This is a genomic window from Coprococcus sp. AM14-16 (genome assembly GCF_003434675.1).
In the GTDB taxonomy this organism is placed as follows: Bacteria; Bacillota; Clostridia; order Lachnospirales; family Lachnospiraceae; genus Coprococcus; species Coprococcus aceti.
Window position 1 is genome coordinate 1,011,375 of sequence record NZ_QTLL01000001.1, and the last position, 14,113, is coordinate 1,025,487.

At 39.7% G+C, this 14,113-nt stretch carries 18 protein-coding genes; 3 read left to right on the forward strand and 15 right to left on the reverse strand.

The annotated features are described in order from the left end of the window. Positions 1 to 79: 79 nt before the first annotated feature. The 5 genes from DW159_RS04515 to DW159_RS04535 form a co-directional block, all read right to left on the reverse strand. Positions 80 to 952, reverse strand: a complete 873-nt coding sequence (locus DW159_RS04515; RefSeq protein WP_015534804.1) for a methionyl aminopeptidase — start codon at positions 950 to 952, stop codon at positions 80 to 82. A gap of 112 nt (positions 953 to 1,064) precedes the next feature. Further along, on the reverse strand, positions 1,065 to 3,170 hold the full coding sequence (locus DW159_RS04520; RefSeq protein ID WP_117549078.1) for an LTA synthase family protein: 2,106 nt from the start codon (positions 3,168 to 3,170) through the stop codon (positions 1,065 to 1,067). A 112-nt stretch (positions 3,171 to 3,282) separates the two neighbouring features. Next, the gene (gene pyrE / locus DW159_RS04525) at positions 3,283 to 3,957 is read right to left on the reverse strand and encodes an orotate phosphoribosyltransferase (RefSeq protein ID WP_055144715.1); all 675 of its coding nucleotides are present in this window, start codon (positions 3,955 to 3,957) and stop codon (positions 3,283 to 3,285) included. A 90-nt stretch (positions 3,958 to 4,047) separates the two neighbouring features. Beyond that, positions 4,048 to 5,190, reverse strand: a complete 1,143-nt coding sequence (locus DW159_RS04530) for a tyrosine-type recombinase/integrase (protein WP_117549079.1) — start codon at positions 5,188 to 5,190, stop codon at positions 4,048 to 4,050. A 134-nt stretch (positions 5,191 to 5,324) separates the two neighbouring features. Beyond that, entirely contained in the window at positions 5,325 to 5,504 is a 180-nt protein-coding gene (locus tag DW159_RS04535) for a helix-turn-helix domain-containing protein (protein WP_015534801.1), read from the reverse strand. A gap of 258 nt (positions 5,505 to 5,762) precedes the next feature. Here DW159_RS04535 and DW159_RS04540 point away from each other — a divergent pair, with 258 nt between their 5' ends. Genes DW159_RS04540 through DW159_RS04550 form a run of 3 tightly spaced genes read left to right on the forward strand, consistent with a single transcriptional unit; the run spans position 5,763 to position 8,697 of the window. Continuing rightward, positions 5,763 to 6,716 carry a hypothetical protein gene (locus tag DW159_RS04540; protein ID WP_117549080.1) on the forward strand — a complete coding sequence of 318 codons (954 nt, stop codon included), beginning with the start codon at positions 5,763 to 5,765 and terminating at the stop codon, positions 6,714 to 6,716. Positions 6,717 to 6,771: 55 nt separating this feature from the next. After that, positions 6,772 to 7,683: a hypothetical protein gene (locus DW159_RS04545; protein ID WP_117549081.1), complete on the forward strand. Its 912-nt coding sequence runs from the start codon at positions 6,772 to 6,774 to the stop codon at positions 7,681 to 7,683. A 15-nt stretch (positions 7,684 to 7,698) separates the two neighbouring features. After that, entirely contained in the window at positions 7,699 to 8,697 is a 999-nt protein-coding gene (locus DW159_RS04550; protein ID WP_117549082.1) for a virulence RhuM family protein, read from the forward strand. 264 nt (positions 8,698 to 8,961) lie between these two features. On the opposite strand, the gene DW159_RS04555 is transcribed toward DW159_RS04550, so the two are convergent. The 10 genes from DW159_RS04555 to DW159_RS04605 all read right to left on the reverse strand — a co-directional run bounded on the left by DW159_RS04555 (position 8,962) and on the right by DW159_RS04605 (position 14,100). Then, entirely contained in the window at positions 8,962 to 9,816 is an 855-nt protein-coding gene (locus tag DW159_RS04555) for a DUF2262 domain-containing protein (protein ID WP_015534800.1), read from the reverse strand. Between the two features lie 29 nt (positions 9,817 to 9,845). Continuing rightward, positions 9,846 to 10,214 (reverse strand): hypothetical protein, encoded by a 369-nt coding sequence (locus DW159_RS04560; RefSeq protein ID WP_055144730.1) that lies wholly within the window; start codon positions 10,212 to 10,214, stop codon positions 9,846 to 9,848. 55 nt (positions 10,215 to 10,269) lie between these two features. After that, entirely contained in the window at positions 10,270 to 10,989 is a 720-nt protein-coding gene (locus DW159_RS04565) for a PoNe immunity protein domain-containing protein (protein WP_117549083.1), read from the reverse strand. 35 nt (positions 10,990 to 11,024) lie between these two features. Then, positions 11,025 to 11,258 carry a hypothetical protein gene (locus DW159_RS04570; protein WP_055144735.1) on the reverse strand — a complete coding sequence of 78 codons (234 nt, stop codon included), beginning with the start codon at positions 11,256 to 11,258 and terminating at the stop codon, positions 11,025 to 11,027. 214 nt (positions 11,259 to 11,472) lie between these two features. Further along, positions 11,473 to 12,261 (reverse strand): hypothetical protein, encoded by a 789-nt coding sequence (locus DW159_RS04580; RefSeq protein ID WP_117549084.1) that lies wholly within the window; start codon positions 12,259 to 12,261, stop codon positions 11,473 to 11,475. A gap of 25 nt (positions 12,262 to 12,286) precedes the next feature. After that, positions 12,287 to 12,724 (reverse strand): hypothetical protein, encoded by a 438-nt coding sequence (locus DW159_RS04585; RefSeq protein WP_055144743.1) that lies wholly within the window; start codon positions 12,722 to 12,724, stop codon positions 12,287 to 12,289. 150 nt (positions 12,725 to 12,874) lie between these two features. Beyond that, entirely contained in the window at positions 12,875 to 13,090 is a 216-nt protein-coding gene (locus DW159_RS04590; RefSeq protein ID WP_117549085.1) for a hypothetical protein, read from the reverse strand. A gap of 20 nt (positions 13,091 to 13,110) precedes the next feature. After that, complete coding sequence (locus DW159_RS04595; protein ID WP_055144752.1) at positions 13,111 to 13,521, reverse strand: hypothetical protein; 411 nt, start codon at positions 13,519 to 13,521, stop codon at positions 13,111 to 13,113. Between the two features lie 43 nt (positions 13,522 to 13,564). Next, the gene (locus tag DW159_RS04600; RefSeq protein ID WP_133300871.1) at positions 13,565 to 13,813 is read right to left on the reverse strand and encodes a hypothetical protein; all 249 of its coding nucleotides are present in this window, start codon (positions 13,811 to 13,813) and stop codon (positions 13,565 to 13,567) included. Between the two features lie 8 nt (positions 13,814 to 13,821). Next, entirely contained in the window at positions 13,822 to 14,100 is a 279-nt protein-coding gene (locus tag DW159_RS04605; protein ID WP_117549086.1) for a hypothetical protein, read from the reverse strand. Positions 14,101 to 14,113 lie beyond the last annotated feature (13 nt).

The following is a 14,113-nucleotide window of genomic DNA, read 5'->3' on the forward strand; positions in this document are numbered from 1 at the left end:
ACTAACACAACAAAAAGCAGCAGCCCGATATGTCTTTGATAGCATATCAGGCTGCTGCTCTTTTATTCTATTACACTCCCTAGTGGGCAAGTATCTCCACTCCATGTTCTGTCATAACCAGTGTGTACTCCCACTGTGCCGATGGTGAGCCATCCTCCGTGTAGATAGTCCAGCCGTCATCTGCATCCTGATATACATCAGGGCCGCCCATGTTGATCATAGGCTCAATGGTGAACACCATTCCCGGAGCAAGCACATAATCCTTGCCAGGCTGTCCTATATGACTTACATAAGGCTCCTCATGAATTGCAAGACCTACTCCATGGCCGCCTATCTCACGGACAACCGAATAGCCCTGCTCCTGTGCAAATTTGTTGATGGCATATCCTATATCTCCTATGGTCACATATGGCTTGCTGCACACCTCAACACCTATATCAAGAGCCTTCTTTGTATCCTCTACAAGCTTCTTCCATGCGGGATCAACATTTCCCAGCATGAACATTCTTGATGAGTCTCCGAAATATCCCTTGTACTCTGTTGTACAGTCGATATTAACTATATCTCCATCCTGGAGAATAATGTCATCACTTGGAATGCCGTGGCATACCACATCATTTACCGATATACACACACTCTTAGGATATCCCTCATATCCAAGACATGCAGGAATAGCATCTATGGACTTTGTATAGTTATAGATAAGGTCATCCAGCTCTCTGGTAGACACTCCTATCTTGACAAATGGAGTTATGTAGTCGAGCACAGATGTGTTGACCTTTGAAGCCTCCCTGATTCCCTCGATCTGCTCTGCGTTCTTGATCATCGCATGTGTAGGGATCTTGAATCCTCTGTTCTTCATATCCTCAAGCTTATCGTCAAGAGCCAGGTGACAGGTCTTGTATTTCTTACCACTTCCGCACCAGCACATATCATTTCTACCAAGTTTCATAATTAACCTCTTTCTTTATTGCATATATTTTCATTACATACCTATGGTATTAGCCACAAATACTATAATACGTTTTTGAGAATAATTCCACATTTTAATATGATAAATATTGTCAATTATCCTCGTCTATCCCCAGATACCTGGCAACATATGTATAATACCCCGACTCTGTTATGTTGTCAGCTGCTGTAAATTTATCCGCGACATATAGCTGCATCGCAATGAAACTGTCATCCGATACCTCCGCACCCGTGTGGGATGTCAGCGTGTCCGTGACTGCGTTATATTCAAATGCATCCGTTATAAAGCTTCTGTCCGGGAACAGCACCAGTCCTGTACTGTCTGACAGGATATCCCTTCCTATGATGAGCCTCGAATCATAATCCACTCCCATGAGATTGAGCATGGTCGGCAGGATATCTATACTGCTGCACACCTTGTCAACTCTCACCGGCTTCTCCATCGACGCCGACCATATGACAAGTCTGCTCCTGTACGCCTCAAGACTGTTTCCAAAGTTCTCCCCTGCCAGTTCGTCCACAACGTCCATATTGTCATACGGTACATGATCCCCCGCCAGGACGATAACAGTATTGTCCAGCAGCCCCTTCTTCTCAAGTTTCTTCATCATATATTCAAGCATCTTTTCCATTTCGTACTGGGATGCCAGATATGCCTTTGTCGTATCCAGGACATAGTTAAGGTCACTGACCACAGTCTTGTTCTTCTCCGCCATGGCATTTGCCGCACCGTATCCATATGGCACATGACCGCTGACCGTCAGGTAGTACAGGTGGAACGGCTGCGTCTCTGTATACTTGTCAAATGTCTCCTCCATCATGACAAGATCCGACTGAGGCCACATGTCCTGTCCGTTCTCGTCAGTCTGGTACTCAAGCCCATTACCGCTGGCTATCCACTCGTATCCCAGCGCCGGATGGGTGATATTCCTGTCATAATATGTATAGTCGTTGTCATGGAATCCGTAACAGCTATAGCCGAGTCTCTTGAGCGTATTCGCCATGGAAAACAGCATGCCATTCTCATTGTCGGCAGCCCTGCACATACTGAGGTATGAACCGTTCTTAGTCGGGCTTCCCATCAGGTTTGCATACTCTCCGCCTAATGTTGAACCATACCATAGCGGCTGATAGTAATTTTCAAAGACAAAGCCCTCGTCCGCAAGTTTTGACAGTGTAGGGAACAGACCGGAATCAAGCGCATAGCCTGAGAACCCCTCCGCAGTTATCCATATGACATTATAGCCCTCGAACATACCTGTATATTCATTCTTATTTGTCGGGGGTATATTTGCAAAATATTCGCTGAGCGATGAAACCGCATCATTTCCCGCAAGGTCATTTATGGCATCAAAATCCAGATCCAGGACATTCGGGGATGTGTCGATCACAACCTCCTCTGTGGTCGCTTCCGCGACATCCACCGTCTCGGTGGTAATCTTCTGCATCGTTGTGCTCTCTGTGGAGGCAAGTGAGTCGATATCGACCTCACCACCCGAAGCAAAGTTTATCCTGCTCTGTGCTGAGCTCTTGCCTGCGATACCCTCTCTGACATCCACCACAAAACTCTCCATGACGCCGAGCTTTTCAACAGAGAGATCAACCGATGTATATTCCTTGTATAAATTGTACGGACTGTACACATCCGAGGCCACAGCCCACATCACAAACAGTGTTGTGGCATACACCAGAGCTGTTCCGGCGGCACCTATGAGGTTCACCCACCACCTTCTCCTGTCAAATGCCATAAATGTCCATATGCACACGATCATTATGAGCACCGGGACAGCCAGAAGAATAACGTCCACTATCTGTGCCTTTATATTGGATATGACCGTGTCCGCATTGTCCACAGCCTGATTTCCGAATTTTATGGTTCCAATAACAGACAGATAGTTGTTGAAGACCGAATGATATACGTACTGGGCGATGAAGATCACACCCGTAAACAACGTGAACAGCGTTGCAAGTATCTTATTGATGACCGGCGGAAAAAATCCTGTCAGCACGCTGAACACGCCTCCAACCACCACCGCAAATGCTATTATAGCGGCTATGTTCCCATCATCCAGGCTGAAATTCATGCCGTGAAACAGCAATTCATAATACAAGATCAACACAGTGAACAGTATCCACCCCGACCATTTTCTGAAATATTCTCTTACATCCCCAAACATCGCCTTAAAAAACTTTATCATACGTTGGAATCTCCCATATAAACAAAAAAAATAAAGATATGGCCCTTAACTCCATATCTTTATTTTATATAATATTTTAAGACTTTTTACAATATTTTAAGATATATTATATCTACTTTACACCGTACTGATCATAGTAAGCGTCGATAGCGGCCTTAAGGGTGTCATCTATGATAACTCTTCCCTTATACTCTCTGTTGTAAAGATGCTCCACTACCTCTGCCATTGTTACGATAGCTGTTGTCTTGATTCCGTAGTTCTCCTCGATCTCTGTCAGCGCACTCTTCTCGCCCTGGCCTCTCTCCATTCTGTCTACTGAAACCACAAGACCCATGACATCCACGTCGCCCTGTGCCTTGATGATAGGAAGTGTCTCCTGAATAGATGTTCCGGCTGTTGTGACATCCTCGATGATGACAACCTTATCGCCATCCTCTATAGGACTTCCAAGGAGTATTCCCTTGTCGCCGTGATCCTTTACCTCTTTTCTGTTTGAGCAATACTTGATGTCCTCATCGTACATCTCTGCTATGGACATAGTTGTCGCAACTGTGAGAGGTATTCCCTTGTATGCAGGACCAAATAACACATCAAAGTCCAGACCAAACTCTGCATTTATAGCCTCAGCATAATACTCGCCAAGTCTCTTGAGCTGGGCACCTGTTCTGTAAAAGCCTGTATTGACAAAAAATGGTGTCTTTCTTCCACTCTTTGTAACGAAATCTCCAAACTTGAGTACGTTACAGTCAATCATAAATTCGATAAATTCCTGCTTATATGCTTCCATTTTAATAAAACCTCCTGTATTTACAGGGGTTCCGGGGAACCCCTTATTCTCAAAATAGCCTTACTACACACTTACTACACACTTTTGAGCTTACACAGCCTTTTCCATCTTCATCATCTCTGTAAACAGTGTATCCTCTGTCACATGACAATACAAATCCATTGTCATCTGCAAGGAGCCATGTCCGAGAATCTTCTGTAATGTCTTTGGCTGCATTCCGTTCTCAATTGCTCTGGTTGCAAAAGTATGTCTTAAGCAATGTGGTGAAAACATCTCATAGTCAGGATGCTCTTTTCGAATCCGGTTTACAATGGCACCGATTGCCTCCTGCACTATGAACTGTTGTGTAGGTCTGTTGTTTTTCGTAACAAACACCAAGTCCCTGTACTGTTCCTCTGTTTCGATTCCCTTAAAGAGAATCTTCTGTTTTTGAATGCGCTGTCGTTTCAATGCCTCCAACGCCCTCGTGGTTAATGGAATCGTTCGTCTTCCATTCTTGGTCTTTGCATCATGCATCTCAAAAATGTACTTACCATCTTTTTGAAAATAGCACAATGTGTGACGCACATACAGTACCTTCTTGTCAAAATCAATGTCCTTCCACTGAACACCACAAAGCTCTCCAATACGCATTCCGGTTTCTATGGCAAGCACAAACAGATTATAGTAGAAACTACTCTGTGCCTCACCTAAAAACAACTCTGCTTCACTTACTGTCAGTACACGTCTTTCCTTCTTATCTTCCTTGGAAATCACCGTGTTTAATTGCTTTGCAACATTTTTTGTAAGTAAATCAGAGTCGATTGCTTTTTCCAGCATATCCACCAGAATCTTTTTCGTGTTCTTTCTGGCATTATCAGAAACAAGCTCATTGAGTGCATTCTGCATGATAATCAGGTTCAATGATGTCAGCTTACGCCACCCAAGCTCCTTCTGTATCCGCTTATAATGTGTGGCATAGGATTCCCTAGTGGAATTCCTGCAATTCTTCTTACAGGTATTCATCCAAATCTCATACCACTCATCAAGGGTTACATCCTTGGTGACAACATTCAGTGCCTTCTCATCCTCATACTGTTCCTCACGCATCCTTTTACGAAGTTCATTCAGATTGCTTGCGTATATGGTCTGCGTCTTGCCGAAACGATTCACAAATCGTCCCTGATAAAGTCCATCACTCTTTCTCTGTGTAATGCCTTTACCAAGTTCTTTACCTTTTATGGATTTACCCATATCTGCCTCCTTCCAGCGTGTATATACGTTGAAAGGAACCATCAGTCCACCCAATTGTAGCATATACACACTTAATTTTCAATTAGTTTCATGGTTATTTAATAAATTCATTGTCTTTTTATGAATCAAATTTCCTAGCATCCAATCTGATTCAAAAGCCATTCATCCAGCTTGCCCTTGTGAGCATACAGTCTGTTTCCGATGCGAACCGCGAATACATCAGCATTTTCAGCCAACAACTCACGTGCCTTTGTCTGACCAATCCCCAAATAAGAGCAAAACTCTTTTACAGTCAATAAAGCCTTATCCTTCATTCTTCTACCTCCTCAAAATCCTATTTCTAAGCCAAACACAAATAAATTTCTGTTTTTTCTCCAAAAATACAGAACATTTGTTTGTGTCATGTTATAATGGTTATGCGCATACCATTTCTTTTCAAAAGTAATCGTTTCTTATCAAAAACTATTACTCTCTCACTTATAGGAGATTTAGAAGGGGTTTTGCGGAAGTGTTTTTAAAAAAAGTTGCAAAAAATTTTAAATATGTATATACAAGGCAGGTTTTACGGATAAATGAACATTAGAAAACATCAGGAATTGATGGACTTCTGGGAATATTCTCATAACTTCGACAGCGAAGACGGAGCCTTTTCCATAGATGAGGATATTACCTTTGAGGCATCCCAGCAGGAATTACAAATTGAATTAGAGCATTTTAATGAAATGGATTTGGAACAGGAATTACATCCCATAAAAGATGATAATTTCCAGCCGAAGGATGAGCACCCCAATAAGACCATGTTAAAAAAGGAGCTTCGTGCCATTGCTTTAAAGCGACTGGAGGACGGTGCCCGCACTGTTTCGGATTTTGAGGAAGTGATAAGGGAATGGGACCTATTAGATTCCAACAGAGAACGCAAGGAGCGATATCACGAAATCGGCAGAGAAAACCTAGACAGCAAGAAGGATGTGGCACCACTTGCCATTGTTATCCCGGCTCCCATCAATCATGCTTACTGGCGACAGCTTATGAAAGGGGACTATATAGACATTATCTCTAACTGTCCTTTTGAGATGCACAACTCCCTTTCCGATGAGGACTATTCCAAGATTATTTATGACTTAAAGGACGACCATAAGGAGTTGATATACTTCCTATATCTTAGAGATTTCACTACCAGTCAGCTTGCTGCTTTACGTAATCAGAGCGACAGAAATATCCGTGGTGTCCGCTCTACTATTCTTGGTCAGATTGAGAAAAAGGTTCTTATGATACTGGTGGACAGGCAGGGAGAGGATTTTCCTTCTACCAATGGTAATCTTACCATGGAAGAACTGGACTTCCTATTAAGACATGAAGAAGAGATCCCGGCTACTATGGAAAAACTGGATAAAGAAAAGCTGGCTCTACTAAAGGAAATCGGTGTAGTGGTAAGAAGAATTGCCAGAGAACAGGAAAACCAGGCAAAGGAAGAAACCAAGAAACGCAAGAAAAATAATCGATCGGATCGTAAAAAAAAAGTTTAAATATGCATACAGACGTGCTATGATAGTAATAGTTTTTGCACAGAAAGGAATTACTATGAAGAATATCTTTCAGAAATCCAGTTCCAACTGGGTGAAATATGATAAATACGAATGGCGAACAGCCGCAAACGGAAAGTGTTATATTACACCTTCTGCGGATGCCAAGCCATCCATCTACAATCCTATCAAGGATTATGAGAAGCTGGTGCTGACCGCAATTAACATCGGTACTACTGCCATGAACAAGGCAAGTGAAGTTGAATTAAAAGAAGCCATTATGAGCTTTGTATCCGAATACGGTATGCTGGGACTAATGACTGCCCTGCCTACCACACCGGATTTTATTACATATGAGGCAGTCTATCTGCCAAAGAATCATTTTATCAAGGAAGAAAGCATCTCTACAGAGAAGTATTTGTCCTACTTCTTCCCTTTTGACAACATTGATTTCCGCAAAATGGGTGTGGAATCCAGTTGGAGTACGGATTGCGTGGAAATGATTGCCTTGATTATGACCATGAAGAATAAGCCGCAGGCTGTTATGATGAGCTTTCAGAAGGAATATGCAGAGCCTTATGAATGGCTTGTTGAAGTATTCCGAGACTGGGCATTTACCTTCTTCTCCAGCTTTCTTTATTATCTGGATTATGACAGACTAGATGAGAATGAGCGTAACCTATACCGTCAGGGAATGGCGGCTTTCGGCGGTGTGGCACCTACCTACCGCATAGAACTACGGGAACGCCCTACCATTGTCTGGGATTTCAATTCCTTGTTGTTATGCGTCCAAATGATGTTTTCCTTTATGCTGACGGATGAAAACTCCACCATGAAGGTATGCAAGCACTGCGGCAAGGCTTTTGTTGCCACCAGACCAAATATGGAATTCTGTTCACCACAATGTAAAAACCAGTACAATGTGTATAAGAGCAGGGCAAAAAAGAATAATGACAGCAATCTTGAATAGCGGGAGGACATACACATGAACAAATCGAATATTATTATGTATACAACCGAAGATGGTTTGACAAAAATAGAAACTACCTTTGAAGAAGATACTGTTTGGCTGTCCATTGACCAGATGGCAGAGTTGTTTCAGCGTGATAAATCCACTATATCTCGCCATATCAAAAACATCTTTGAAGAGGGAGAATTACAGCGCATTTCAGTTGTTGCAAATTTTGCAACAACTGCCACCGACGGAAAAACCTACAATGTCGATTACTACAATCTCGATGTAATCATCTCCGTAGGCTACCGTGTAAAATCCCACCGTGGTACACAGTTCCGTATCTGGGCTATGGGAATTTTAAAGGAATATATGAAAAAGGGATTTGCATTAGATGATGACCGACTGAAGAAACTTGGCGGCGGCAATTACTTTGACGAATTGCTTGCCCGTATCAGAGACATCCGGTCATCCGAAAAAGTATTCTGGAGAAAGGTTCTGGAAATCTATGCTACCAGCATCGATTACGATCCTAGTGCAGAAAGCTCCGTCCTATTCTTTAAGCAGGTGCAGAATAAGATGCACTGGGCAGCACACAAGCACACAGCCGCAGAAGTTATTTACCAGCGTGCCGATGCTGAAAAAGATAATATGGGACTTACTTCATGGGCTAGTGACACCATCCGTCGCTCCGATGTGGAAGTTGCCAAAAACTATCTCACCCAGCAGGAGCTGGATGCTTTAAATAAAATAGTTACCGCCTACCTTGATATCGCCGAGGTACATGCTCTTAATCAGGAACCAATGTATATGAAGGACTGGTTGGAAACCATTGACGACTATCTGAAAATGACCCGCCGTGATATTCTTACCAGTAGCGGTCACATCAGCCATAAGCAGGCACTTGATAAGGCTCATTCCGAATACACCAAGTACAAAAACCGCTTGGAAAACACCATTTCCCCGGTTGAACAGGACTTTATCAAAAGCATTGGCACATTGGAAGAGATTGCGGATTTCGGCAATAAATAAATACACAAAATACTTCAGGCGGGTCTAAACAGCCCGCCTGCAACAAAATCAACTTTCTGGATTTCCTAAATCAAATTTAGCAATCGCTTCATCCAAGATTCCGCTCCATTCAGCCAATCCGCATTCATTAAATTTCTGAATCTCGGAATTAATCACGTCTAACAACATTTCCAGCTTTATTTGGTTCCGGATTAGGCTTTGAATATAACCAATGGTTTATAAAAACAGATTTTTCACTCATCTTATTTCTCATGCTCCTATGTTTTATCTCATCTCGGCACACACCATTTCACCCTTAGAATTTACATCCACATCTATCTCATGTCCACCAAATACATAACCATCATCGTATCCTACAGTATAAGAGCCATTCTGATTCACAAATATATATTTCATTCGACCCTTTAATGCGTCTGCAAATTCTTCCGGTGTAGAAAAATGAATTTCGCATTCATCTTCATATTCTTCCACGCACTCCAATGCAGCATCATACAGATCCTCATCAGATGCAATATACGATCTAAACACCTCATCCTTTGAAGCAATATGCTCTGCAAAATCTCTGGCAACAGTCAAAGGCTTTTTCCAAGTTGCCTTACTGTCCCACTCTACCTCAATATAAATTGTGATGTCATTACCTGCAAAATCATACTTACCTTCAAACAGACCTTCCGATTTTTCTAACACTAATTTCCCCAGCACCTCATCCTCTAAGACAATTGGTGCCAGATACTTTTCCTGATTTTTATCAAGCTTTGTTCCGGATGCATTTTCTTCCAAAACCTCTCTGATGTACAGAAATGCAAGTTCTCCGAAGTAACTATACTGTAATCTTCCTGCCACCTTATAAATGACACCCTCTTTAAATCTGTTAAAATATCCGCTGTTTTTCTCCTGTGCATCATGTTCCTCGTTAGGTATAGGCCATGTCATAACCTTTATCTTCTTCACCATACTGGCAGCGTTTATATCATAGATTGCAACAGCAGAACGTGTAATAATATAATACTTGTGACTCTTGTCCCATCTGGACGAGTCACCTTTTCCAACAAGAACGTAATATATGCTCTCCTCACCCTCAAATTTATTATCTTCCTGATAGATTTCATGTATATCCATAGTCGCTCCTCCACAATAATCAAATCTATTTATGCCGTTGTACACCAAAATATATAATAAAACATTTCCTTTGTTTCTATAACCCAAGCATTGTCAAAATCTGTTATAGTACCTGTTAAGGTTTTTATGGGTTCTCCTATTTCAAAGGATACTTTTCGATTCATTCCCTCAATAATTTCATGTAGCCATTTTACAACATCGTCTGTAGCATCTACAAAAACACAGTTTTTATATTCTTCAGCATCACAAGAAAAATCATTCTTTATCTGATAGTCCAAAGCTTTTTGAATAAATTCATCAATGCTTGATGTTTCATTTTTTCCTGCAACTACTATACATAAAGTCTGTTCTGAAACCTCGCAATTAAAGGCAAGATTACCAAATTCTATTCCGAACATTTAATCACTCCAATCCATAAATCACAACACTGCAACATACCCAACCTGTAGTTCCTTACAATAAATCGGAGGCGATATATTTCGAATCGCATAGTGCAGACATATCAAGCGCTAGCGCTTTTGCAACTGCTGTCAGCACAATATCAGTAGCACCGGTATATGTATATCTGTCTTCCGCTAATGACTCATAATACTTTACAAGCTTTCTGTGATGCTTGTCCTTTACAGTGTTCAAATGCCTTAAAAACAAGTCAGTTCTTTCTGCATCAGGAGCATTGTAAACATCTACAATCCCTCCATTTTCTTTACTAAAATCTCCGAAATACCCCTTATCCCTATAATAAAAACCTTTGGAAGAATAACACTTTCCTTCAAAATATAAATTACGGATAATATCCAGACGAATATCTATGTATTTTTCTTCAACCATTTTTGTTTTAATAAAATCCACTTGCTCAGAATCAACATCAAACAAATATGCTAATGAGAGTAAATTAGCCACATCGTCATATGTTAGGTTCCCTTCACAGTACAGAACCTTCTGTTTATCATTTTCTATATATTCCAAAACATCATGCTTTATCTCATCAATTTCATACCCCAATTGATATTTAATCAAAATAACAGATAATAGCTTTAAGCCTATTGCAATATGAAGTCTTGAGGCATTCTCTTGGTTAAGATTATCTTTATATCGATTAATTCTTTTTTCAATATTTTCTAATTCTTTCTGATAGTATTCCTTTGACTTAAAATCATCTTTTATTCTATTCATAATTTTATCCCTTCATTCCGACTAATAAATTTTTCTTAATACTCTCCCGGACATACTTCTATTCCCAACGAATATTTTACCTCATTCAATAGCTCTTCCTCAGTTAAGTTATACGGAAAAGGCTCTGCATCCTCCATAGCATTATTCATAAGTTCATCATATGTTCCATACTCTATCACAATAAATGGTTTATCCGAAAAACAAACTTCATCCACTCTATAATACTGTCCATTATACTCAAAAGTCGGTCTGACAGAACTGTTTTTCACAGCATCATTTCCTCTTCCGTCAAGAAATGACACCACAAACCGTATTGCGGCTCCGTAAAATCATATTGCAATGATTTCTCCCAATCCTTTGCATTCAAAAGCGTTAAAATATTCTTATCTTCTCCATTTGTTCGGTATGTGCTGCAGCGACACTTCATGCCATGAAATTCTACAATCATTTTTTTACATCCTTACTATTTTTTGTTCAACCATATTACTCAATTTTAGCCTCTACCAAAATATAAAACTTATATTCCTCGTTCTCAATCCACATGGAAGTCTTTGTAATTTGCACATTTAAAGGGCACTGGTCATCAAATACCGTATAACATTTCGTTCCCGAGCCCTGATATACAGCCTCTCCGTAATATTCCTTTTTCATATATGTAAGCTTCAGCTTTAATGCTTTATCAAAAGTAGACCATGCATTCGAATCATTTTTCAGATATGACTCCTTGCACCTTTCTGCTTCCATTACCATATCCGAAAAATTCAACAGCTCGATTTCTGTATTTTTATCTATTTTTAATTTTGTCTCCTTAAAGCCATTTATCACCTTTACCTTTGGAACAGATGGCACTTTTGCTTCTACTTCTGCTTCAAAAGAAACGTTTTCTCCACATTCCTCATTCCAAAACACATTCGCCTGACCGGACCATTTTACCTTAATCAAATCCTGCGTAACATCTAAAATATCAATTTTTCCTGATGTGACATCCTCGTGCTCTAGCACATACAAAGTTCCTGCCTCTTCGCCCTTGTTATTATAAGCCTCATTCCATTCAAAGCTTTTTCCTATTAATTTATTTGGTTCTTTTACTCCGATATGAAAACCATTATTATGATACAATCTAATGGTTCTAAGCTCATAATCCAAATCTTCACCCTCATAGCTTCCGTCTATATCCAGAAACATGATTAATGATTTGTTATCTTCTGACATCTCAAAACCTACATTAGCAGCAGTGATTTTATATTCATAATTATTCAGTTTCAAATACATATCGATCCCTCCCGGCATTGTGTTGCTAAATTTCTAATTTTTCATTTTGAGATAAAATGTACTCCACTGGATTTTTGCAAAACCGATTTGCTCTTGATTTTTTCATAACCCCAATTATCTCTTCCATTCGTGGTGAGTAAATCTTATCTCCCACAAGAAACATTGCACCGATTTCTTGTACATATTCAATCACTGAAATTAAGTTGGTTTTCGTAAGACTTCGCAAATCCAATCGACAGCTTATTTCATCTAATATGTTATCAATGTATATGAACTCTATACACGTTTCATCCGATTTTCCATACTGGATAATGTCTTTTGACCAACTATCCTCCTGTTCAAGAAACTTAAGATTATGCGGTGGTTGAGGTATCCCTTTCCACGAAATCATTTCATCATGACTTAATCTATCAAAATTTAATCTTGCCGGTATAATATTGCATTGAAACTGCCATATCGCCATGTTAAGTCCACCCACTATCATCTATGTTATAAACATTTATCATAATCGTCAATGTATTTATATTCATTATAGTTCCATAGTCCCCACATGCCACTGGCTGTATGTAAATTCTCTTTGTACATATTCGAATTTTCCCTTCGTATATAAGTTTTACCTTGTATGATTCATGAAATAATTATCCAATAGACTTCTAATATAGGATGGTGTCACAGGTACTTCCGAATCAAACGGCGGATATTCCAAATTTATCTTTTTATTATCTGACAAAATACGAATTCTCATGTTACCATTATCATCAACACGTACAAACCAATAAAATATATTTCCTTCATATTCTATTTTTCTTTTCCCTTTCTTTGCAACCATACTCAAAACCACCAATCCTATTAAACCATTTTTTTAATTTCTCCATACCAGCTCATCAGCTCTGACACAGGTGATATTCCACTCTTGGTATAGTTGTCATAACGATAGGATGCATCGAATTTATGCGTAGCAACATCAAATTCCAGCTTATATTCATTGGGACATTTTTGTTGATAACTATCACACAATTCAACCAGCTTATTAATATCTTTTGTTCCAATTGATAAAAACTCGTCAGAAGCTTCATCATCAGCAAAATTCCCCGCGGGTATAACATCGTTTCCTTTCACGAAAATGGCATTAAACATTTTCTGTGATGTATCTTGGTAAATGTAGATATATATTTTATCAACATTTCCGTTTGTATACTCCATACATAGAGATACAAACTCCGCCTGTAAATCAGTAAACGCGTCTTCAAAACCTTTCATCACAATTTTCTCCTTTATCCACGTATTTTCTCCAGTTCAAATTTTAAAACACAATCTCTCCAAGGTCCGGATAGCCCTTCTTAAGCACATCCATATTCCTTTTTAGCAGCGATAGTTTATCCGGCTGATTACTCTTAAAATAATCCGTAATAACTTGAAGTAGTGAAAGAATTTCCTCTCTTCGGTATGTGGATTGTGATATAGTCGCTATGGCGTAATAATATCCTTCCACCGGCTCCACTTTATTCTTCCCATCAGAGAACGGATACCTATTTTCTTCCAATGCTTTCATAATCACATCTACGATTCCACATCCTCTGAAAAAGGTAACATTCTCTGGTAGTCCTTTAATTTGATTAGCGCATGACTAAAAGAAGCTATCTTCTTACAATACTTCCAGATCTTTTCCTTATTGGTGTCATCTGTATGAGACATAAGGATATAGGTCATAGGCTTTGTAATTATCATTTTTCTTTTGTCATCAAATATACCCTGTGCCTGTAATTCTTTAAATGATAACATTTCAAATGTATGTATAACCTCTCTCATTTCCTCTATTGTAGGCGCTGTATCCTTCATTGTATTTACCTCC

What these genes read in the sequence shown, in the direction of transcription:
- DW159_RS04600 (WP_133300871.1), bottom strand. Translation starts at nt 13,813, where the DNA reads ATGAAAGCATTGGAAGAAAATAGGTATCCGTTCTCTGATGGGAAGAAT.
- DW159_RS04605 (WP_117549086.1), bottom strand. Translation starts at nt 14,100, where the DNA reads ATGAAGGATACAGCGCCTACAATAGAGGAAATGAGAGAGGTTATACAT.
- DW159_RS04590 (WP_117549085.1), bottom strand. Translation starts at nt 13,090, where the DNA reads ATGGTTGCAAAGAAAGGGAAAAGAAAAATAGAATATGAAGGAAATATA.
- DW159_RS04580 (WP_117549084.1), bottom strand. Translation starts at nt 12,261, where the DNA reads ATGTATTTGAAACTGAATAATTATGAATATAAAATCACTGCTGCTAAT.
- DW159_RS04595 (WP_055144752.1), bottom strand. Translation starts at nt 13,521, where the DNA reads ATGAAAGGTTTTGAAGACGCGTTTACTGATTTACAGGCGGAGTTTGTA.
- DW159_RS04540 (WP_117549080.1), top strand. Translation starts at nt 5,763, where the DNA reads ATGAACATTAGAAAACATCAGGAATTGATGGACTTCTGGGAATATTCT.
- DW159_RS04550 (WP_117549082.1), top strand. Translation starts at nt 7,699, where the DNA reads ATGAACAAATCGAATATTATTATGTATACAACCGAAGATGGTTTGACA.
- DW159_RS04565 (WP_117549083.1), bottom strand. Translation starts at nt 10,989, where the DNA reads ATGAATAGAATAAAAGATGATTTTAAGTCAAAGGAATACTATCAGAAA.
- DW159_RS04520 (WP_117549078.1), bottom strand. Translation starts at nt 3,170, where the DNA reads ATGATAAAGTTTTTTAAGGCGATGTTTGGGGATGTAAGAGAATATTTC.
- pyrE (WP_055144715.1), bottom strand. Translation starts at nt 3,957, where the DNA reads ATGGAAGCATATAAGCAGGAATTTATCGAATTTATGATTGACTGTAAC.
- DW159_RS04515 (WP_015534804.1), bottom strand. Translation starts at nt 952, where the DNA reads ATGAAACTTGGTAGAAATGATATGTGCTGGTGCGGAAGTGGTAAGAAA.
- DW159_RS04585 (WP_055144743.1), bottom strand. Translation starts at nt 12,724, where the DNA reads ATGGCGATATGGCAGTTTCAATGCAATATTATACCGGCAAGATTAAAT.
- DW159_RS04530 (WP_117549079.1), bottom strand. Translation starts at nt 5,190, where the DNA reads ATGGGTAAATCCATAAAAGGTAAAGAACTTGGTAAAGGCATTACACAG.
- DW159_RS04535 (WP_015534801.1), bottom strand. Translation starts at nt 5,504, where the DNA reads ATGAAGGATAAGGCTTTATTGACTGTAAAAGAGTTTTGCTCTTATTTG.
- DW159_RS04555 (WP_015534800.1), bottom strand. Translation starts at nt 9,816, where the DNA reads ATGGATATACATGAAATCTATCAGGAAGATAATAAATTTGAGGGTGAG.
- DW159_RS04560 (WP_055144730.1), bottom strand. Translation starts at nt 10,214, where the DNA reads ATGTTCGGAATAGAATTTGGTAATCTTGCCTTTAATTGCGAGGTTTCA.
- DW159_RS04545 (WP_117549081.1), top strand. Translation starts at nt 6,772, where the DNA reads ATGAAGAATATCTTTCAGAAATCCAGTTCCAACTGGGTGAAATATGAT.